Annotated in this window: 14 protein-coding genes and 4 tRNA genes; 9 read left to right on the top strand and 9 right to left on the bottom strand. The window is 73.6% G+C overall.

Features of this window, described 5'->3' with window-relative positions; genetic code table 11:
* Nucleotides 1-62: 62 nt before the first annotated feature.
* A complete protein-coding gene (locus tag ACWEQL_RS20390) occupies nt 63-713 on the bottom strand; it encodes a LysE family translocator (RefSeq protein WP_452151673.1) in 651 nt (216 codons plus the stop codon).
* Nucleotides 714-863: 150 nt separating this feature from the next.
* Between ACWEQL_RS20390 and ACWEQL_RS20385 the strand changes: the two genes are divergently transcribed.
* From ACWEQL_RS20385 to ACWEQL_RS20365, 5 genes are all read left to right on the top strand, one after another.
* Nucleotides 864-935: transfer RNA gene (locus tag ACWEQL_RS20385), tRNA-Ser, on the top strand.
* 43 nt (nt 936-978) lie between these two features.
* A tRNA-Asp gene (locus tag ACWEQL_RS20380) sits at nt 979-1,050 on the top strand.
* 7 nt (nt 1,051-1,057) lie between these two features.
* Nucleotides 1,058-1,130: transfer RNA gene (locus ACWEQL_RS20375), tRNA-Trp, on the top strand.
* Between the two features lie 214 nt (nt 1,131-1,344).
* On the top strand, nt 1,345-2,883 hold the full coding sequence (locus tag ACWEQL_RS20370; RefSeq protein ID WP_452151672.1) for an SDR family NAD(P)-dependent oxidoreductase: 1,539 nt from the start codon (nt 1,345-1,347) through the stop codon (nt 2,881-2,883).
* Nucleotides 2,880-4,163, top strand: coding sequence for a ribonuclease inhibitor (locus ACWEQL_RS20365; protein ID WP_452151671.1), 1,284 nt, complete (start codon nt 2,880-2,882; stop codon nt 4,161-4,163). Before ACWEQL_RS20370 ends, ACWEQL_RS20365 begins: the two co-directional genes overlap by 4 nt.
* Nucleotides 4,164-4,267: 104 nt before the next feature.
* On the opposite strand, the gene ACWEQL_RS20360 is transcribed toward ACWEQL_RS20365, so the two are convergent.
* The 3 genes from ACWEQL_RS20360 to ACWEQL_RS20350 all read right to left on the bottom strand — a co-directional run bounded on the left by ACWEQL_RS20360 (nt 4,268) and on the right by ACWEQL_RS20350 (nt 8,198).
* Nucleotides 4,268-4,837, bottom strand: coding sequence for a VanZ family protein (locus ACWEQL_RS20360; protein WP_452151670.1), 570 nt, complete (start codon nt 4,835-4,837; stop codon nt 4,268-4,270).
* Between the two features lie 92 nt (nt 4,838-4,929).
* Entirely contained in the window at nt 4,930-6,801 is a 1,872-nt protein-coding gene (locus tag ACWEQL_RS20355; RefSeq protein ID WP_452151669.1) for an AAA family ATPase, read from the bottom strand.
* Complete coding sequence (locus ACWEQL_RS20350; protein WP_452151668.1) at nt 6,798-8,198, bottom strand: DUF2201 family putative metallopeptidase; 1,401 nt, start codon at nt 8,196-8,198, stop codon at nt 6,798-6,800. The genes ACWEQL_RS20355 and ACWEQL_RS20350 overlap by 4 nt, the downstream gene beginning before the upstream one ends.
* 178 nt (nt 8,199-8,376) lie before the next feature.
* Between ACWEQL_RS20350 and ACWEQL_RS20345 the strand changes: the two genes are divergently transcribed.
* Nucleotides 8,377-8,449 (top strand) — tRNA-Arg (locus ACWEQL_RS20345).
* A 77-nt stretch (nt 8,450-8,526) separates the two neighbouring features.
* Here the strand turns inward: ACWEQL_RS20345 and ACWEQL_RS20340 are convergent.
* Nucleotides 8,527-9,372, bottom strand: a complete 846-nt coding sequence (locus ACWEQL_RS20340) for a hypothetical protein (RefSeq protein ID WP_452151667.1) — start codon at nt 9,370-9,372, stop codon at nt 8,527-8,529.
* Between the two features lie 796 nt (nt 9,373-10,168).
* Nucleotides 10,169-11,389: an RNA-guided endonuclease InsQ/TnpB family protein gene (locus tag ACWEQL_RS20335; protein ID WP_452151666.1), complete on the bottom strand. Its 1,221-nt coding sequence runs from the start codon at nt 11,387-11,389 to the stop codon at nt 10,169-10,171.
* Between the two features lie 159 nt (nt 11,390-11,548).
* Here ACWEQL_RS20335 and ACWEQL_RS20330 point away from each other — a divergent pair, with 159 nt between their 5' ends.
* Nucleotides 11,549-12,229 carry an NUDIX hydrolase gene (locus tag ACWEQL_RS20330; RefSeq protein ID WP_452151665.1) on the top strand — a complete coding sequence of 227 codons (681 nt, stop codon included), beginning with the start codon at nt 11,549-11,551 and terminating at the stop codon, nt 12,227-12,229.
* A 242-nt stretch (nt 12,230-12,471) separates the two neighbouring features.
* Here ACWEQL_RS20330 and ACWEQL_RS20325 read toward each other — a convergent pair whose 3' ends face one another.
* Both ACWEQL_RS20325 and ACWEQL_RS20320 read right to left on the bottom strand, forming a co-directional pair.
* Entirely contained in the window at nt 12,472-15,057 is a 2,586-nt protein-coding gene (locus ACWEQL_RS20325; RefSeq protein ID WP_452151664.1) for a Tex family protein, read from the bottom strand.
* A gap of 294 nt (nt 15,058-15,351) precedes the next feature.
* Nucleotides 15,352-16,344 carry a GlxA family transcriptional regulator gene (locus ACWEQL_RS20320; protein WP_452151693.1) on the bottom strand — a complete coding sequence of 331 codons (993 nt, stop codon included), beginning with the start codon at nt 16,342-16,344 and terminating at the stop codon, nt 15,352-15,354.
* Between the two features lie 213 nt (nt 16,345-16,557).
* On the opposite strand from ACWEQL_RS20320, the gene ACWEQL_RS20315 reads away from it, so the two are divergent.
* Nucleotides 16,558-17,220, top strand: coding sequence for a maleylpyruvate isomerase N-terminal domain-containing protein (locus ACWEQL_RS20315; protein WP_452151663.1), 663 nt, complete (start codon nt 16,558-16,560; stop codon nt 17,218-17,220).
* A 9-nt stretch (nt 17,221-17,229) separates the two neighbouring features.
* Nucleotides 17,230-17,973, top strand: coding sequence for a maleylpyruvate isomerase family mycothiol-dependent enzyme (locus ACWEQL_RS20310; protein WP_452151662.1), 744 nt, complete (start codon nt 17,230-17,232; stop codon nt 17,971-17,973).
* 169 nt (nt 17,974-18,142) lie between these two features.
* Here the strand turns inward: ACWEQL_RS20310 and ACWEQL_RS20305 are convergent.
* On the bottom strand, nt 18,143-19,155 hold a 1,013-nt coding region (locus tag ACWEQL_RS20305), incomplete at its 5' end, for an RNA-guided endonuclease InsQ/TnpB family protein (RefSeq protein ID WP_452151661.1).

Genomic DNA, 19,155 nt, shown 5'->3' with positions numbered 1-19,155 from the left:
CCAGAAACTCGCATGGCGCAGCGGCGCATGGCTCAGGGGCACGTGGAGCAGCGGCACGTGACTCAGGGGGCGACCAGCACCGCGCGCGAGCGGTCGGCCGCGATCCGGACGGCGAAGCCCGCCAGCGCCGTCCCCATCAGCCAGCGGTGCACCCGCTGCCAGAACGGCCGGCTCGCGAAGAACGAGGCCACCGAGCCGGCCGTCAGCACGAACATCGCGTTGCCGCCCACCCCGACCGCGATCTGGGTCAGACCCAGCAGCAGGCTCTGCACCGCGACGTGCCCGCGCTCCGGCTCCACGAACTGCGGCAGCAGCGAGATGTAGAGGATCGCGATCTTGGGGTTCAGCAGGCAGGTCAGCAGGCCCATCGCGTACAGCTTGGCCGGCCGGTCCGACTCCAGCTCCCGGGGCGCGAAGGCCGAACCGCCACCCGGCCGGACCGCCTTCCACGCCAGCCAGAGCAGGTAGCCCGCACCCGCGAGCTTGACCGCCAGGTAGACCTCCGGGACCAGCGCGAACACCGCGGCGATGCCCGCCGTGGCCGCGAACAGGTAGGTCAGGAAGCCGGTGAACACGCCCGCCAGCGAGATCAGCCCGGCCCGGCGGCCCTGGGCGATCGAGCGGGAGACCAGGTAGATCATGTTCGGGCCCGGGGTCAGCACCATGCCCAGGGACACCATCGCGATCCCGGCTATCGCCCCTGCGCTCACCATCTGCGTTCCCCGTTCGTCCGGTCGGTCGGTCCCTCTGTGGTCGGCCCTGCTGCCGGCCGGGCCGGTGATCGACCGGCGGCGATCATCCTACGAAGACGGCTCCGGCGGGCGCACGGGCGTTTCCGCGGCCCGTAGACTCCCGTCCGCCGCCCGGGTGTAGCGCAGAGGCAGTCGCACCGCCTTGCTCAGGCGGCCACGCCGGTTCGAATCCGGCCACCCGGGCGGACCTGCCGTTCCGGGCACCCGGTAGAGTCCGCTGCAATGCCCGGATGTAGCGCAGAGGCAGGCGCACCGCCTTGTCAGGGCGGACACATCGGTTCGAATCCGGTCCTCTGGGCAGGCCAGGTCCTGTAGCGCAGAGGCAGTCGCACTGGAACCCAGATCCAGTACACGCCGGTTCGAATCCGGTCGGGACCGCCGAGGTCGGCGTCATCCTCTCCTGGATCACTCGCGCCCGGGCCGCCGTCCACGTCCTTCGGACACGGGGCACGTACGGACGGCGGGGCATGACGGGCGCACGGGTGGTCCACGGCCGCACAGGTGATCGGGCGCGTGGGTGGTCGGGGCGCGTGGGGCGGTCCGGCGGAGGGGTACAGGGAAGGGACGGCCGGCGGTGACGGCGGAGGGAATCATGGCCACGGGCCTGCCGGCCGAGGAGCTGACCGCCTTCAGCCGCACCCTCGGGCGACTGCGTGCCCTGCCCGCCGACGACCCGGCGCGGCTACGGGCCGAGCGGGAGGCCGAGTCCTTCGTCCGGGAGGGCCGCAAGCAGCGCCGCCGGGACCGCCGGGAGGACGCCCGGACGACGGACGCCGAACTGGTCGCCGCCACCGCGACCGGCCACCGCGACCGCCGGGAGGACGCCCCGCTCGAACTGCCCGCCGGAGGAAGGCCCGCGCCGATCGGCGAGTTCCGCCAGGGCCGGCGCTGCTACGTCTGCAAGACGATGTTCCGCCAGGTGGACGGCTTCTACCACCTGCTCTGCCCGGACTGCGCGGCCGACAACGCCACCCGCCGCGGCCTCTCCACCGACCTGCACGGCCGCCGCGCCCTGCTCACCGGCGGGCGCGTCAAGATCGGCTTCCAGCTGGCGCTGATGATGCTCCGCGACGGAGCCGAACTGATCGTCACCAGCCGCTTCCCGCACGACACCGTGCGCCGTTTCCGGGCGGAGCCCGGCAGCGGGACGTGGTGGCCCCGGCTGACGGTGGTCGGCATCGACCTGCGCGACCCCCGCCAGGTGCTCGGACTCTCCGAACGGCTCCGGGCCGAGGGCCGCCCGCTGGACATCCTGGTCAACAACGCCGCGCAGACCCTGCGGCGGCCGCCCGAGTCGTACGCGCTGCTGGCCGCCGGCGAGCACACCGAACTGCCCGCGGCCGACGCCGGCACCGTCACGCACGCCCCCGGCTTCCGCCCGATGCCCGCGCTCTCCCCGGCCTGGCCGGCCGCGGAGCTCGCGTCCCCGGCGGGCGAGGGTGCCCAGGTCCGGGCGGACGGCACCGGCGAGGCGGGCGAGGGCGTCATGGGCGAGGCCGCGGTCGGTGAGGTCACAGTGGGCGAGGGTGCCGTGGGCGAGGGCGTCATGGGCGGCACCGCCGCGGGCGCCGGGGTGGTCCTGCCGGAGGTGGGCGGGGCCGGCACGGTGTGGGGGACGGACGAGGCGGGGCTGCTGCCCGACCTCGCGCACGACAACTCCTGGTCGGCGCGGCTCGGCGGGCTGGACCCCTCCGAGGTGCTGGAGACCCAGCTGGTCAACGCCCTCGCGCCCGCGCTGCTCTGCGACCGGCTGCTGCCGCTGCTGCTCGCCTCCCCGTACGCCAACCGCTACATCGTGAACGTCACCGCGGTGGAGGGCCGGTTCGCCGTGCGCAACAAGACGGCCGGTCACCCGCACACCAACATGGCGAAGGCCGCGCTCAACATGCTCACCCGCACCAGCGCGGCCGAACTCGCCACCCAGGGCGTGCACATGTGCGCGGTCGACACCGGGTGGATCACCGACGAGAACCCGGCACCGAAGAAGTCCCGCCTCGCGACGGAGGGTTTCCGCACCCCGCTCGACATCGTGGACGGCGCCGCCCGGGTCTACGACCCCATCGTCCGGGGTGAGGCGGGCGCGCCCGTGTCGGGCGTGTTCCTGAAGGACTACCGGGAGGCGGAGTGGTGAACCCCGAGGACCGGCCGCAGGCACGGCCACAGGGCCCGATGTCGTCGGCGGCGCCGCTGCCGCCGTACGCGGGGATCCCTTCGATCGTCCCGCGCCCGACCGTCGACCTGGAGCCGCTGCTCGGCTGGCTGCGCAGCGGGCGCACCGCCGAACGGCGCCTCGACTTCCCGGCCGGCACCGCGCTCCCCGACGGCCGGCTCGACCTGTGCAAGCAGCAACTCGGGCCGGACGGCGCCGTCCTGGTCGCGCAGGCGCTCCCCCGCCGGGCGGACGGCACCGCCGGCACCCCCGGTACCCCCGGCGCGGAGGTGTCGGGCGGCCCGGTGCGGCACCTGCTGCTGGGCACCGACGGTCTCGGCGACGACGGCGCGGCCGCCGTGACGGGGCACGCCGCCGGGAGCGACGTGCAGACGCTCTACCTGGGCTGCAACGGGATCACCGCGGCCGGCGCCTGCCGGATCGCCGACCGGCTGCACGCCTCGCCGCAGGTGGTCAACGCGCTCTGGCTCAAGCGCAACCCGCTGGGCGGCGCGGGCGGGCACGCCGCCGCCGACCTGGTGCACGCGGCCGCCGAACTGCGCACCCTCGACCTGGTGCAGACCGGCCTCGACCCGGCCGGACTCGGTGTCCTGGTCGACGCCGTCCTCGGTGTGGGCTTCCACCCCGGCCGCCCCTTCGAACGGCTCTACCTGGGCGGCAACCCGCTCGGCCCGGCCGGCGCGGTCCAGGTGGCCCGCCTGATCACCGCCGGCGCGATCGAGGAGCTGTACGTCTCGGCGGCCGGCCTCGGTGACGCCGGTGCCGACGTGCTGGCCGAGGCGCTGACCACCGCCCCGTACGGGCGGCTGCGCCGGCTCTCGGCGGCCAGCTCGGGCATCGGTCCGCCGGCCGCCGCCCGGTTGGTCGCGGCGGCGGCCGGCGCGGGGGTGGAACTGCTGGACCTCGGCCGGGTCCGGGCGGCCGGCGCCCTCGGTGCCGCGGCCAACCACCTCGACGCCGACGCGACCGCCGCCATCGCCGACGCCCTGGCCACCGGTCCGCACGGGCTGCGCCACCTGGTCCTCGCCTACACCGGGCTGCGCAGCCGCGAGGCGCTCCCCCTCCTCGCCGGTGCCGAACGGGCGAGCAGTCCGACCCGGTATGTCCTGGGCAAGGGCATCGCGACCAGCGTGCGCCGCCGCCTCGACGCGCTGAGCGCCGATGTGCCCGAGCCCGAGGTGCCCGCGGCCGTCGCCGCCATCCGCAGCGTCCACCGCACGCCGCCTCCGGAGGCCGACTGACGCACGGCCCGAAGGCGGAGCGGGGGCCGGTTGCCGGTCGGGAGTCGGGAGCCGGGCGGCGGACGTGGGGCGCGCGGGCCCGGGCCACGGAGCCGGGGCCGCCCCTACGGCCTGCCGGAGAGTCCGGGGTCGGTCGCCCGGTGGGCCCGGACGCCGGCGCGGACCAGCGGGCCGGACAGCAGGCCGGCCGTCGCACCGAGGGCGAGGCCGAACAGGTTGTCCCAGACGTCCTGGGCGTCGCAGGCGCGGCCGAGCGCCGGGACGACGTACTGCAGGTACTCGACCGCGAAGGGCAGCGCGGCCGCGCCGACGAGGACGGCGGCGGCCCGTACCCGGGTGCCGGCCCAGGCGGCGGCGAGGCCGACCGGGATGAACAGGGCGACGTTGAGGCTGTTCTGGCTGATCGTCGTCAGCTCGGCGAGCGGGCGGGGTCCGGCGCCGGTCAGCGTGCACTGCTGGACGGCGTAACGGGAGTTCTCCCAGAACGGTCCCCGGGTGTCGGGCAGCAGGGTGAGGGTGGCCACCCCGCCGAGGGCGAGCAGCAGCATGAACCCGACCGCCCAGTGCGCCCGCAGCAGCCGCCCCACCGGTCGGTTGAGCAGCGCGGCCGGCACCAGCGAGCACAACACCCCCGGCCAGAACAGCGGGATGGCGTCCAGTACGGCTTTGATCACACCCCAACGGACGCCTCGCACACCCGTCCGGTTCTGGCCGCCGCTCCCCGATCCGCGCTCCCCCGGTCACCCGCCGGACGCCCGGACGTCCGTCAGCGTTTGCGTGGCATCTTGGCGAACACCTCGATCCAGTAGCGCTGTTGCTCGGCCGGCGCCCCCACCAGGTAGGTCGAGCACAGCTTGGGCGGCAGCAGGGCGACCAGCCGGGCTATCCCCGCGCGGTGCTTGCGCAGCTGGGAGAACTCGGCGTTGGCGATGGCCTGGTGGACCAGGTCGGTGTCGTTCCCTCCCTCCGAGGACTCCCCGGCGGCCCGTTTGAGCCGCAGCTCCCAGCCGGGGACGTCGGCCAGGATCTCGCGCAGCCCGGTCACCCTCCGGCGGGCGAGCCGGTCGACGAGCGCGGTCAGCGGGACGGGTGCGTACTCCCCGTCGCCGAGGTAGACGGTCGCCATCTCCAGGGGCAGCCCGCGTCGGTGCAGCTTGATCAGGCGCTCCATGGTGCGCTTGGTGATCCAGGCACGGCCGTCCTCGTCGATGTCGTTCTTCCACCAGTCCAGCACGGTCTCGGCGACCGGGCCGTAGGTGGCTATCAGCCACTCGTTGGCCGGGATGTCGGCCGGGTCGACCTCCAGCGAGACGGTGAACCTGGTGGCCTGGGCGATGTTGTTGCGGGCCACCAGGAGCTTGCGGCCGAGGTGGTAGGGCGGGTTCTGGAGGGCTATCTGGGCGCGCAGACCCTCGATCCGGTGCCCGGCCAGCGACCACTCCTGGGTGATCTCCATCAGCTTGGCGAAGGCGGCCTTGTCCTTGGGGCGGTTGTACTCGTCCCAGACGATGACCTTGGGCTCGGCCCCGGTGAAGCCCGCCGCCAGTAGGTTGTCCAGCGTGCCGTCGGTGGTGGGGATGGGGGCACAGAGGTCCTCGACGTTGGTGACGGGCAGCGAGAAGTACAGCGGCTCGCGCCCGCCGAGCCCCTCCCGGGCCAGCTGCCGGACGATCTCGGTCTTGCCGCAGCCTGGCGGGCCCTGGAGCAGCACCGCCCAGCGGTTGCGCAGCGCGGCCCGCACCACCTTGCGGACCGGGTCGGTGACGGTGGCCGGATTGGCGACGCCGAGGGCGGCCGCGATGCGGTCGAGGATCTCGTGGGTGCGGTCGTTCCCGGGCCGGCCGTCCGGGCCGGGCTCGGCCAGCCGCAGCCGTTCGCCGTTGACCAGGGGCAGTCCCCAGACGAGGGGGAAGCCCTCGCGGGCGTTGGCGAGCACGTGCTCCAGGGTTCGCGGGGAGAGCAGCTCCCGCAGTCCGGGGGTGAGCGAGGCCCAGACGGCGAAGACCGGCTTGAGGTCGCGGTCCGGGTGGCGGGCGGCCAGCGCGAGCCGCCAGTCGGTGTCGTTGGCGGTGAGCCGGACGGTGACCATCCGGTCGAGGATGGCCAGGTCGCTGCGCCGGGCACTGGTCTCGGCCAGGGACTCGTTGTCGGTGAGGAAGACACCGACGCAGCCGAGGGCGCGCAGGTCGTGCTCACCGAGCGTCCAGTTGCAGGCGATCTGCATCAACTGGGCCTGGATGGTCTCGCCCGCCTGGAGCGAGTCGTCGATCAGCAGCACGAACGGACGGCCGGGCTTGAGCTGGCTCATCACCAGCTGGCGCAGCACGAGTTCACCGGTGGCGGCGTCCCGGACGGGGGCGTTGGCCAGCAGGTCGTCCGGGGTGAGGTTGGCGGCGGGGACGAAGACCAGCTCGGTGCCGGGGTGGGCGGCGGGGACGTGCGAGAAGAAGGTCGCGGTCTTGCCGATGCCGTGCTCGCCGAAAATCTGCCCGGTCTGGCCGAGCTCGATCATGGCGTCGATGAACGCGGTCAGCTTGGCGGGGCCGGCCGGCCACCCGTCGGCGGTCGGCCGCCGCTCGGGCGGCTCGGGGTAGGTGGCGGTGGCGTGCCACGCCTTCGCGCGGGTCGCGGTGGTCATGTCGCTCCTGTGGTGACGCGGTGGCAGGCCATGGGCGGGTGGTGGTGTTCGGGCCAGTCGTCGCCGCCCCGGGTGATCAGCCAGATCCACTTCTCCGGCTCGGCCGGGGTGATGGCGGGCGCGTAGCCGTCGGTGAGCACGATGACGGCGTCCGGGATCTCCTCGAAGCGGCCGCCGTCGCGCAGGGCGGTGCGGCCCTCGACGTAGTCGGCCACGGCCCGGAAGCTGGTGCCCCCGCCGCCGTACACCCGCTCGCCGGGCCTGAAGGGCATCACGACGCCATCAAAGGAGAGCCAGTGTGCCTCCACGCCGTCGATCCGTCCGACGAGTTCGGTCAGCCAGTCGACGACCGCGTTCGGCATCGAGCCGGAGGTGTCGTACGCGATGGCCAGCACCTTGCGCCGGACCGGGCCCCGGCGGGAGAGCATCGGGTCGTGCCCGAGGGCGGCGAGCAGTGCGCCGCGCTTCTTCGGGTAGACCAGGCGCTCGCCGTCGGCCAGTTTGGAGGCCAGGACGTCGACCAGCCAGCGCTGCCACCAGTCGACCCGGCGGGTCCCGCTGGTGCGGCCCCGGGCGGCGCCGGCACCGAGGCCGCCCCAGATCCGCGACGCCCGTTCGGAGCCCGCGGTGCTGTTCATCAGGTCGGCGAGCTCCTGCTCGGCGGTGCGGTGGCCCCGCCTGGCGGCGAGCAGGGTGTTGAGCAGCACCGAGTGGGCGATCTCGTCGACCGTGCCCTGGTCCAGCGGCAGGTCGGCGTCGTCGAGGTGGACGCAGCCCTCGTGGCCGGCCGGCACGGGCGGGTTGCGCATCCGTTTGAGCTCCCCGTAGGCCGTCAGGTCGGTGGCGGTGAACGCCCGGTAGTCGAGCGGGGTCAGGCCCTGCGCGGTGAGGTCGTCGGTGTAGTCGCGGTGGACCTCGCGGGGGTCGATGCCGACCGGACGCCCGTCACGGCGGGGCAGGCCGCTGCCGGGGAGCCGGGCCAGCGCGACATGATTGATGATCACCTCGGTGGCGACGGTGAACACCGGGTCGGCGCGTAGCTCGGGCTCCGCCAGGAGGTGGCGCTGGATGAGGTGCCGTGCCTCGTGGAACAGCACGAAGCGCACCCCTTCGAGGCCGATGTCGACGAAGAACCGCGGGTTGTAGAGCAGCAGGCAGGTGCCGTCGCCGGAGGCGACCACGGCGGCGGTGTCGACGGCCGTGGTGGGCAGTTGGTGGTGGCACTTGGTGTAGAGCCAGGAGGCCACGGCGGACTGGTTGAGCCCGAAGTCCAGCAGCGCGGCCTCCTTGAGCCGGCGCGCCTCCTCGACGGTCTCGGGCGGGGCGGGCCGCCAGGCCAGGAGGGCGCGACGGTCGGTCAGGTCGACGACATGGGTGCTGACACGGGTGCGGTGCACGGTGGGCTCCCTCCGGGGGCGCGGGGTGGCAGGTCGGATCTCCCCCGCTCCGGGTCGGCGCCGTACGGGCGGCCGTGGAGCGGGCTGGGCCAAGTGTTAGCAGAGCGAACTGACAGAGGTCGCGCGAGTTTTCGAGAAACTCACACGTCCGGCGGAGTTGTATGGTGATCGGCACGGCGGGGTCGTAGCGCAGAGGCAGGCGCACCGGACTCCGGATCCAGAACACGTCGGTTCGAATCCGACCGACCCCGCCCGTACCGGACCTGATCTGTCGCAGCATGAACGTGTGGCGACCGGGTCAGGCCGATCGCCACCCGCGACGGCCGGGCTACCAGCCGCCCCCGCCCGCGACCGCGCCGGCCGTGGTGATCAGCTCGGTGACGGTGCCGGTGAACCCCGGCAGCAGTTCGGCGAGCACCGCCCAGGCGTCCTCGTGCCCGCCGAGTTCCCCGGTCACCAGCGGGCCGAGTACCGCGTCGGTCTCCGCGAGCCGCTCCGGGAAGGCCCGGACCCCCAGCCCCAGCACCCTCAGCACCTCGGCCGCCGGCCGCCCCGACTCCGTCAGGTACTCGACCGGGCCGCCGACGTAGATCCCGGCCTGGCGCACCCGGTTGCGGTACCGGGGGTGGGATCCCAGGCGCTCGCGCAGCCCGTCCGGGCAGTCCACCCGCTGGAGCAGCGCCCAGCGCGCGAACCCGGGGAACGCCCGCTCGGCGTCCTCCCGCGCGATCTCCGGCCAGTCGGCGGAACGGATCTCGCCGACCACCGCCCGGGCCGCCTTGAGCTGTCCGGAGCCGGCGAGGGCACGCAGCCGCCCGACGACCTCGGCGAGCGGCAGGGCGGTCCGCGCGGAACCCGCCGCGAACCCCCGGAGCCCGGGCACCACCCCCTCGGCGAGGTCGTGGCGCAGCCCGATCGGCAGTCGCTCGCCGCGGACGACGCACTCGGCCACGGGCCGGTCGCCGCTGAGCAGCATCCAGTACAGCACCGAGACCGGCGTGGTCGGCTCCTCGACCACCGTGGGGAAGGTCCAGCGGGGTTCCTGCTCCGGCGAGAGCCCGGCCGGCCCGTCGTACGCCAGCCTCAGCCGGTCGGCCACCCGACGGCCGGTCGGCTCGTCGATCCGGGCGAGCAACAGCCGAAGGGCCTGCGCGGTCCGATCGTTCATGTTCATGGCTCTCCACACCTCCGGAGCACATGATGCCGCAGACGAAGATCGGACGATCACTCGATATCCCCGAGGTTATCCACAGGCCGGAAGATTGCGCTGGGCAACCGCGCGGTCACGGTGCACAATCACGCCATGCCGGGATCAACACCCCGGCATCCGGCGGGGCTCAGCGCCCGCGTTCCCCCGCAACCCGAGAACAGGCAGGTGACGGCTCATGAACTCGACCTCCACGTACGGTGCGCACCCCGGACGCGGCCCGCGGATCACCGGTGGGCCGCGCAGGGCCGCCCCCGGACGAGCGGCCGGCGGGGCCTGCGCGGCGAAGGCCCCGGGGACGGCGACCAGACCGCCGCACCTGCTCCAGCGACGCCGGTACGGCGCGCGGCGTGCGGCCAGGACCCCGCGGCGAACGGCGCTGCCGGAGAGCCGGAAGCCCACGACGGCGAGGGCGAGGGCGGCGGGGACGACGACGGCGGCGAGGGGCACGGCAACGGCGACGGCAAGGACGACGGAGGGGAGGACGAGGACCGCGCCGACGCCGTAGCACCCTCGGTGGTCGGGTGCGCCAGGCCCGGCCGACCGGGGCCGGCCCGGGCACGGGTCCGGCCCCGGACATCACCGCCGAGATTTCACACGCCAGTTGGTTCGGCGCCGGCCGAGCACCACCGTCGTCCGACATCCCCGTCACGATCGATTCAGCCGATCTGACGCTCGCTCACGCCGCAGCCCCGCCACCGCGTCCGGCGGGACTACGATCACCGGTTGACTTCCTCCCCCTCCTGACGGAGGGGGGTTCCCCTCAGCCTCGCAGCTGAGCCGCTGCGCGTGAGCGCGGCGGTGGGACGACTTCCTGCTTCGTCGACGATCGCCCGCCCGGAGTGCTCCGTTGAGGTCTTACACCGTCTCCACAGGCCGCTGCCGCCAGTCCGGCGGCCAGGATGTTCTTCGCCGCGTTCACGTCCCGGTCGTGGACCGCACCGCAGTCGCACGCCCACTCGCGGACATTCAGGGGCATCGTGGCGCGCAGGGTTCCGCAGGCCGAGCACAGCTTGGAGCTGGGGAACCACCGGTCGACGGTGACCAGCTCGCGGCCGTACCACTCGGCCTTGTACTCCAGCATGGTCCGCAGCTCGCTCCACGAGGCGTCCGAGATGGCCCGGGACAGTTTGTGGTTCTTGAGCATGGTGCGGACCGTGAGGTCCTCGATCACGACCGTTTGGTTCTCACGGACGAGTCGGGTGGTGAGCTTGTGCAGGAAGTCCCGCCGGCGGTCGGCGATCTTCGCATGGACGCGGGCGACCTTCCGGCGGGCCTTCTCACGGTTGTTCGAGCCTACGGCCTTGCGGGCGAGGTCGCGTTGGGCCCTGGCCAGGCGCTCGCGGTCGGCACGCTCGTACCTCGGGTTGGTGATCTTCTCGCCGGTGGAGAGCGTCACCAGGCTGGTGATCCCGGCGTCGATCCCGACCGCCGCGTGGACGGGCGCGGGCATCGACGGACGGTCCTCGCACAACATCGAGACGAACCACCGTCCGGCCGAATCCTGCGACACGGTCACCGTGGACGGCGGCGCGCCCTGCGGGAGCGGACGGGACCAGCGAACGTCCAACGGCTCTGCCATCTTCGCCAGGATCAGCCGGCCGTCCCGATAGCGGAACGCACTGGTGGTGTACTCCGCACTCCTGCGGGACCTCTTCTTCGACTTGAACGTCGGATACTTCGCCCGCCCGGCCCAGAAGCCGGCGAACGCCCCCTGCAAATGCCGCAGCGCCTGCTGCAGCGGCACCGAGGAGACCTCGGCCAGGAACGCCAGCTCCTCGGTCCGCTTCCACTCGGTCAGCATCGCCGACGTCTGGTTGTAGTTCACCCTCTCCCGGCGCATCGTCCACGCCTCGGTGCGGGCTGCCAGCGCCTTGTTGTAGACCAGCCGCACGCACCCGAACGTGCGCGACAGCTCCGCCGCCTGCGCATCCGTCGGGTAGAAGCGGAACTTGAAAGCCCGCCTCACGTGAGCGACAGCCATGGCTCACACGTTAGCACTTCTGCGCGTGACCATGTGACGTATCGTCAGCTGCCGATACGCCGGACCGCCTTGACGACGATCCGGCTTCCCCTGCCCCGCTGCACGGGAGTTTCGTTTCCTCCCCCGGCTGAAGCCGGGGGTATCCACGAAAGGACTCAGATGACCGACACCACGGACCGGACGGACGCCTCCGCACCGGGCCCCAGAGCCGCCGAGGCGGCCGGGGGGCCCAACAGGACCGTCTCCCCTGCCGAATTCCCCGGATCCACGGGATCCGCCGTCACCGCCGAGGCCACCGGGTCACCCGGACCGGCCGAGCTGGTGGCACGGTTCCCGGAGCTGCACGCCCCGCAGCACTGGGCCTGGGGCCCCTACGACGCCCAGTTCTCCACCGCGATGCCGCCCGACGAGCTGATCACCAACATCCACCTGGTGGGCTTCGAGGACGACCGCGTGGTGCTCTGCCGCGACTCCCGTGACCACTGGTTCCTGCCCGGTGGCACCCGGGAGAGCGGCGAGAGCGTGGAGTCCTGCCTGGTCCGCGAGCTGCGCGAGGAGGCCGGCGCGCGACTGCGCGGCACGCCGTCCTGGCTCGGCGCGCACCGCTGCGTCACCGACGCGCCCGAGCCGTACCGGCCGTGGCAGCCGCACCCGGAGAAGGCCTGGCTCTGGGGCTGGGCCGAGGTGACGGTCGACTCCGCACCGACCAACCCGGACGACGGCGAGCAGGTCGTGGAGGTCCGCGCGGTCACCCCCGAGGAGGCGCAGCGTCTGCTGGTCCGTAGCCACGAAGCCTGGTGGGGCGAGCTGATCGCGCTGGCCGTGGAACTGCGCGGCTGACCGCAGCCGCAACCCGGCCGACCGGACCTGCCCGGTAACCGGCCGGACCTATGCACCGGGCTGCCGGACCGGAACGACAGCCGCCCGAACCCGTGCACCGCCGACCGGCCCGGGGCGGCCAGCCGGCCGGCCCGCTGAACCGGGCGGCCGCGCCCGGCGGCCGACCGCACCCGTGAGCGGACGGCGGGCGGGCCGGTGAACGTCGAGGGTTCACCAACCCGCCCGCCCCGGCCGGTACGCGCTCAGCGCCGTCCGGAACGCCGGTCGTCCGACCGGCCCCGGCCACCGCCCTGGCCACCGGAACCACCTGCGCCGCCCCGGCCGCCGGAACCACCCTGACCACCCTGACCACCCGCGAGGCCGGCCCGGCGCAGGGCGTCCGCCATGGCGCTGTTGCCCAACGGGGCCGGTGAACCGGAGCCGCCGCCCGAGCCACGACGGTCCTGGCGCGGCGGACGCGGGCCGCGGTCACGACCGCCCCGGTCGCCACCCCGGTCACCCCGGTCGCCACCCCGGTCACCCCGGTCACCCCGGTCGCCACCCCGGTCACCGCCGCGCTCACCACGCTCGCCCTGGCCGCCCGAACGGCCCGGACCACCACCGCCGACCTCGTCGTCCAGCCGCAGCGTCAGCCCGATCCGCTTGCGCGGCACGTCCACCGTGGTCACCCGGACGGTGACGATGTCACCCGGCTTGACGACCTCGCGCGGGTCCTTGACGAAGTTCTTCGACAGCGCGGAGACATGGACCAGGCCGTCCTGGTGGACGCCCACGTCGACGAAGGCGCCGAACGCCGCCACATTGGTGACCACGCCCTCCAGCACCATGCCGACCTCCAGGTCGCCGATCTTGTCGACGCCCTCCTTGAAGGTCGCCGTGCGGAACGCCGGTCGCGGGTCGCGGCCCGGCTTGTCCAGCTCGCCGAGGATGTCGGTGACGGTCGGGATGCCGAAGGTGTCGTCCGCGAAGTCGCCGGGCCGCAGCGCCCGCAGGGCCGTGCCGTTGCCGATCAGCTCGCGCAGGTTCCCGCCGGTGGCCGCGAGGATGCGGCGCACCACCGGGTACGCCTCGGGATGCACGCTGGAGGCGTCCAGCGGGTCGTCGCCGTCGGGGATGCGCAGGAAGCCGGCGCACTGCTCGAAGGCCTTGGGGCCGAGCCGGGCGACGTCCTTGAGCGCCCTGCGGGTGCGGAACGGCCCGTTGGCGTCGCGGTGGGCGACGATGTTGTCGGCGAGCGTGCCGGTGATCCCGGAGACCCGGGTGAGCAGCGGCGCGGAGGCGGTGTTGACGTCCACACCGACCGCGTTGACGCAGTCCTCGACCACGGCGTCCAGCGAGCGCGAGAGCTTCACCTCGCTCAGGTCGTGCTGGTACTGGCCGACGCCGATCGACTTGGGGTCGATCTTGACCAGTTCGGCCAGCGGGTCCTGGAGGCGGCGGGCGATGGAGACCGCGCCGCGGATGGAGACGTCCAGGTCCGGCAGCTCCTGGGAGGCGAACGCGGAGGCGGAGTAGACCGAGGCGCCGGCCTCGCTGACCATCGCCTTGGTGAGCCCCAGCTCCGGGTGCCGCTTGATGAGGTCCTCGGCGAGCTTGTCGGTCTCCCGCGAGGCCGTACCGTTGCCGATCGCGACCAGGTCGACCTTGTGCCGGGCGGCGAGCACGGCGAGGGTCGCGATCGAGGCGTCCCACTTGTTGGCCGGCTGGTGCGGGTAGACGGTCTCGTACGCGAGGACCTTGCCGGTGGCGTCCACGACGGCGACCTTGACGCCGGTGCGGAAGCCCGGGTCCAGGCCCATGGTGGCGCGGGTGCCGGCCGGGGCGGCGAGCAGCAGGTCGCGCAGGTTGGCGGCGAAGACGCGGACCGCCTCGTCCTCGGCGTCCTGGCGCAGCCGGGCGCGCAGGTCGATGCCGAGCCGGACGAGGATGCGGGTGCGCCAGGCCCAACGGACGGTGTCGCCGAGCCACTTGTCCGCGGGGCGGCCGTGGTCGGCGATCCCGAAGCGGGCGGCGATCCGCTGCTCGTAGTCGCTCGCGCCGGGCAGGTCGCCCTCGTCGTCGCCGTCGTAGGGGGAGAGTTCGAGGTCCAGCACCTCCTCCTTCTCGCCGCGCAGCATCGCCAGGATGCGGTGCGAGGGGAGCTTGGTGTAGGGCTCGGCGAAGTCGAAGTAGTCGGCGAACTTGGCGCCGTCCTGCTCCTTGCCGCCGCGGACGGTGGCGACCAGGCGGCCGCGCGTCCACATCCGCTCGCGCAGCGAGCCGACCAGGTCGGCGTCCTCGCCGAAGCGCTCGACCAGGATGGCGCGGGCGCCCTCCAGCGCGGCGGGGGCGTCGGCCACCGATTCGTTGAGGTACCCGGCGGCCAGCGCGGCCGGGTCCCGGGTGGGGTCGGCGAGCAGGGTGTCGGCCAGCGGCTCCAGGCCGGCCTCGCGGGCGATCTGCGCCTTGGTGCGCCGCTTGGGCTTGTACGGCAGGTAGATGTCCTCCAGCCGCGCCTTGGAGTCGGCGGCGAGGACCTGGGCGCGCAGCGCGTCGTCCAGCTTGCCCTGGGCCTGGATGGACTCCAGGACGGCCGTCCGGCGCTCCTCCAACTCGCGCAGGTAGCGCAGCCGCTCCTCCAGGGTGCGCAGCTGGGCGTCATCGAGCGAGCCGGTGACCTCCTTGCGGTAGCGGGCCACGAACGGGACGGTGGCGCCGCCGTCGAGCAGATCGACGGCCGCCTTCACCTGCCCGTCGCGGACGCCCAGCTCCTCGGCGATCTTCCGCTCGATGGCCTGCTGGGCGTGCTGGGCCGCCTGCTGGGCGGCCTGTTCGGCTGGCGTGCTCACTGAGCCGGTCACCTTCTCCTACTGTCGCTGTCCCCGTACGCCCTGCATTCTGGCAGGTGCCGACGACAGGGGCGGGGACCGGCGTGGCGCGGGCGCCGGCACGGCCGTTCGTACCGCAGCCGTCCGCCGCCACCCGACGCCGTCCGCCGTTCGTGCCATCGCTGACCGGTGTCGCCCACCCCTGACCACCGCCGACCACTGCCGACCGTCGCCGCCAGCCCCCTGACCGCCACCGGCCCATCGCCACCGCCCACCGCCGTCCGGGCCCGTGTCCGTTCCCGCGCCGCGGGGCGGCTACGCGCCGCCGCGCGGGCCGGTGAACGCCCGCCGGTAGTCGGTCGGCGTCACCCCCACCCGGGCGGTGAAGTGCCGACGCAGGTTGGTCGCCGAGCCGAGTCCGCTGCGTTCGCCGATCCGCTCCACCGGCAGATCGGTGGCCTCCAGCAGCGTCCGGGCGCGGGCCAGCCGCTGGTCGAGCAGCCACTGCAACGGGGTGGTGCCGGTGGCGGCCTGGAGGCGGCGGAAGAAGGTGCGCGGGCTCATCCGGGCCCGGCGCGCCAGGTCCTCGACGGTCAGCGGCCGTTCGAGGTTGGCGAGGGCCCACTCCAGGACCGGGGCGAGGCTGTCGTCGTCCGTCGCCGGCACCGACAGGTCGACGAACTGGGCCTGCCCGCCGGGCCGGTGGGCGGGCACCACCAGCCGGCGGGCCAGCTGGTTGGCGATGTGGGCGCCGAGGTCGCGGCGGACGATGTGCAGGCAGAGATCCAGCCCGGCGGCCGCGCCCGCGCTGGTGAGGACGTCCCCGTCGTCCACGTAGAGCACCCGGTCGTCCACCGTGACGGCCGGGTGGCGGCGGGCCAGTTCCGCGGTGTGCTCCCAGTGCGCGGTGGCCCGGCGCCCGTCCAGGATGCCCGCCGCCGCGAGTGCGAACGCGCCGGTGCACAGCGACACCATGCGCGCCCCCGCCCGGGCCGCCCGCCGCAGTTCGGCGATCAGCGCCGGCGGGATCTCGCGCCCGCCGGTCACGCACTCCTCCGGCACGGCCGCGACCAGTACCGTGTCGGCCCCCGCCAGCGCCTCCCACCCGTACGGCGTGCTCAGCGTGAACCCGAATCCCCCGGCCGACGGCTCCCCCGAGCGCGGGCCGGGTGCCCCGGAGCACAGCCGCAGGTCGTACCAGTGCTCGGTGAGGTCGGGCTGCGCGTTGCCGAACACCGCGCAGGCGATGCCGAGTTCGTACAGGTCCCAGGGCGGGATGCCCTCATGGTCGAGCACCGCCACCGCCACGGTGCCCGGACCGTCCGCCGTTCCGTTCGGCATCCGCTCTCCCCCCTGGCAGGAATGGTTCGCCGAACGGCAATCCTGCCACTGTCGGGGCCTTTCCGACGCGACGAGAGTGGTCCCCGTCGATCGATGAACGCCCATCAGGCGCAGACCCGAACGCCACCGCCGCCACCACGGCGCCGACCGCCACACCCGATCCGACGAGGCCATCGCGAAGTGAACACCACCCCCGGCGCGCCCACCCGCGCCACCGCCACCACGAACGCCGCCAGCACCACCACGAACGTCGCCACGACCACCGCCACGGACTGGCCGGCCCTGGTCACCGAGGCCGCCGCCGTCACCACCGCCGTCCTCGCCGGGGCCGCCGACGCCGACTGGTCCCGCCGCCCGGCCGGCAGTGACTGGACGGCCCGCGCCACGCTCGACCACCTCGCCCTCGGGGTGCTCGGCTACGCGGGGCTGCTCACCGCCCGGCCCACGGACCGCTACATCACGCTGTTCGGCTCGCTCGACCCGGCCGCGCCCGTACCGCACTGCCTGGAGGGGCTGCGGATCGCCGCCTCGCTGCTGTCCACGGTGGTCCGGGACGCCGAACCCGAGGCCCGCGCCTGGCACCCGTGGGGCCACTCGGACGGGCCGGGCTTCGCCGCCATGGGCGCCGTCGAACTCCTCGTCCACGGCCACGACCTGGCGACCGCGTTCGGGCTGGACTGGACCCCGCCCGACGAACTGGCCGGCCCGGCGGTCGCCCGGCTCTTCCCCGGGGCGCCCTCCACCGACACCGCCGGCCTGCTCTGGTGCACGGGCCGCACCGCCCTGCCGGGCCGGCCACGGCGGGCCGCAAATGAGTGGAGCTGGGACGGGCGGGTGCGTTAGATCGTTCCCATGAACCGAACCGACTACGCCGTGGTCCTCCGCCGCGAATCCGCCCGTCTCGCCGAGGCCGCCACCGGGAACTTCTCGCTGCGCGTGCCCAGTTGCCCCGACTGGACCGTCGCCGACCTCGTCTGGCACGTCACCGAGGTCCAGGAGTTCTGGGCCGGCGTCGCGTCCGGCGCGATCACCGACCCGCAGACCCAGTACACCAGCCCCGAGCGCCCCGCCGACGAGCGGCTGCTGGACCGCTACCGCGAGGCGGGCGAGCGGCTCGCCACCACCCTGGAGGCGCTCGACCCGGAACTGCCGCGCTGGACCTGGTCGGACCGCAAGGACGCCGGGTTCATCCAGCGCCGGATGGCCCACGAGGCCGCCGTCCACCGCTGGGACGCCCAGAATGCGATCGGCGGGGCCGAGTCCTTCGACCACGCCCTCGCCGCGGACGGCATCGACGAGCTGCTCGCCCACTTCCTGCCCGCCGAGATCCCCGCCGAGATCTCCGCAGACCTCCCCGAGGCCGGCCTCCACCTGCACGCCACCGACGGTCCCGCCGGCCCCGGCGAGTGGTCCCTGCGCGCGGTGGACGGCCGCTGGCAGATCGGGCACGACCACACCAAGGGCGCCGCCGCCGTCCGCGGCACCGCCTCCGACCTGCTGCTCCTCCTCTGGGGCCGCCGCACCGCCGAGGACCTGGAGACCTTCGGCGACCCGACCGCCCTCAAGGCCTACCTGGCCGTCCTCCGACGGGACTGACCCCGACCGACCACCCCGGGGCCGTGGGCGAGGCCCGAAGCACCCACCCACGGCCCCGGGTAAGCGGGCACCGGAGCGCCATGGACGGACATCCGCGTACATTCGTGACATGCATGAGCCGGTGATCGAGTCCGTGACTCCTCCCCCGGCTGAAGCCGGGGGCTTCTCGCTATGCCGGGTTGGCGTCGCGACGGACCAGCCCGGCCCGTAGAACGTTCAGAGCGCCCACCGTGTCCGCGTGCGCGTTGTGGCCGCACGAAACGCAGTGGAACGTCTCCTGGGTGGGCCGGTTCTCCACACTGACGTGCCCACATTCGGGGCAGGTGCGGGAAGTGTTGCGAGGGTCCACCGCGATCACGTCTCGTCCGGCGCTTTCAGCCTTGGCGTGCAGGATCGTCAGGAACACCCCCCATCCGGCATCTGAGATCGAGCGGTTGAGTCCGGCCTTCGCCGAGGCTCCGTTGGGCAGGAAGCCGCCCGGCGTCTCGGGGTCGGCCTTGGGCACGGGTGCGCGGAGCATGTTGCGGATCTTGAGGTCTTCGTGCGCGATGAAGTCATGCTCGCGAACGAGGTCAAGAGCCGTCTTGTGGGCGTGGTCCAGACGCTGGCGGCGCACCTTGCGGTGCAGATCGGCAACCTTTTGGACGGCCCGCTGGTGGTTGGCGGTGCGCTTGTCGCGGCGGACACGGGGGAAGCGGGACAGTGTCCGCTGTGCGGCTTCGAGCTTCGCGACGGCCTTGCGGCCGTGGCGCGGGTTGGGCACGAAATCGCCGTTGGAGTCGGCGAGGAAGTTGGCTATGCCCATGTCGATGCCGACCATGCTGCCCGTCGTGGGAAGCGGCTCGGGCTCGGCCTGCTCGGCGGTCAGGATGACGTACCAGCGCCGGCCTTCACGCTTGACCGACACGGTTTTGACCTTGCCGACCACAGGCCGGTGCTGGTTGGCCTTGACGTGCCCGACGCCCTGGAGGCGGACGCGGGTGACGGGATCGTGGGGGGTGGAGTTCCAGCGGCAGCCGTCGCCGTCCTTGGGGAAGTCCACGGTGTCGAACCAGTTGACGCCCCGGAAGCGAGGATAGCCGGGCCTCTCACCGGCCTTCACACGGCGGAAGAACGCGGCGAACGCCTTGTCCAGGCGCCGCAAGGTTGCCTGCTGCGACGAGAACGACCAGCGGCCCTGGC

Source organism: Kitasatospora sp. NPDC004240, from assembly GCF_053603215.1.
This window is presented reverse-complemented; position numbering and strand designations above follow the sequence as displayed.

Coding starts and splice junctions, on each gene's coding strand:
- ACWEQL_RS20390 (WP_452151673.1), bottom strand. CDS start 713: ATGGTGAGCGCAGGGGCGATAGCCGGGATCGCGATGGTGTCCCTGGGC.
- ACWEQL_RS20370 (WP_452151672.1), top strand. CDS start 1,345: ATGGCCACGGGCCTGCCGGCCGAGGAGCTGACCGCCTTCAGCCGCACC.
- ACWEQL_RS20310 (WP_452151662.1), top strand. CDS start 17,230: ATGAACCGAACCGACTACGCCGTGGTCCTCCGCCGCGAATCCGCCCGT.
- ACWEQL_RS20330 (WP_452151665.1), top strand. CDS start 11,549: ATGACCGACACCACGGACCGGACGGACGCCTCCGCACCGGGCCCCAGA.
- ACWEQL_RS20355 (WP_452151669.1), bottom strand. CDS start 6,801: ATGACCACCGCGACCCGCGCGAAGGCGTGGCACGCCACCGCCACCTAC.
- ACWEQL_RS20335 (WP_452151666.1), bottom strand. CDS start 11,389: ATGGCTGTCGCTCACGTGAGGCGGGCTTTCAAGTTCCGCTTCTACCCG.
- ACWEQL_RS20340 (WP_452151667.1), bottom strand. CDS start 9,372: ATGAACATGAACGATCGGACCGCGCAGGCCCTTCGGCTGTTGCTCGCC.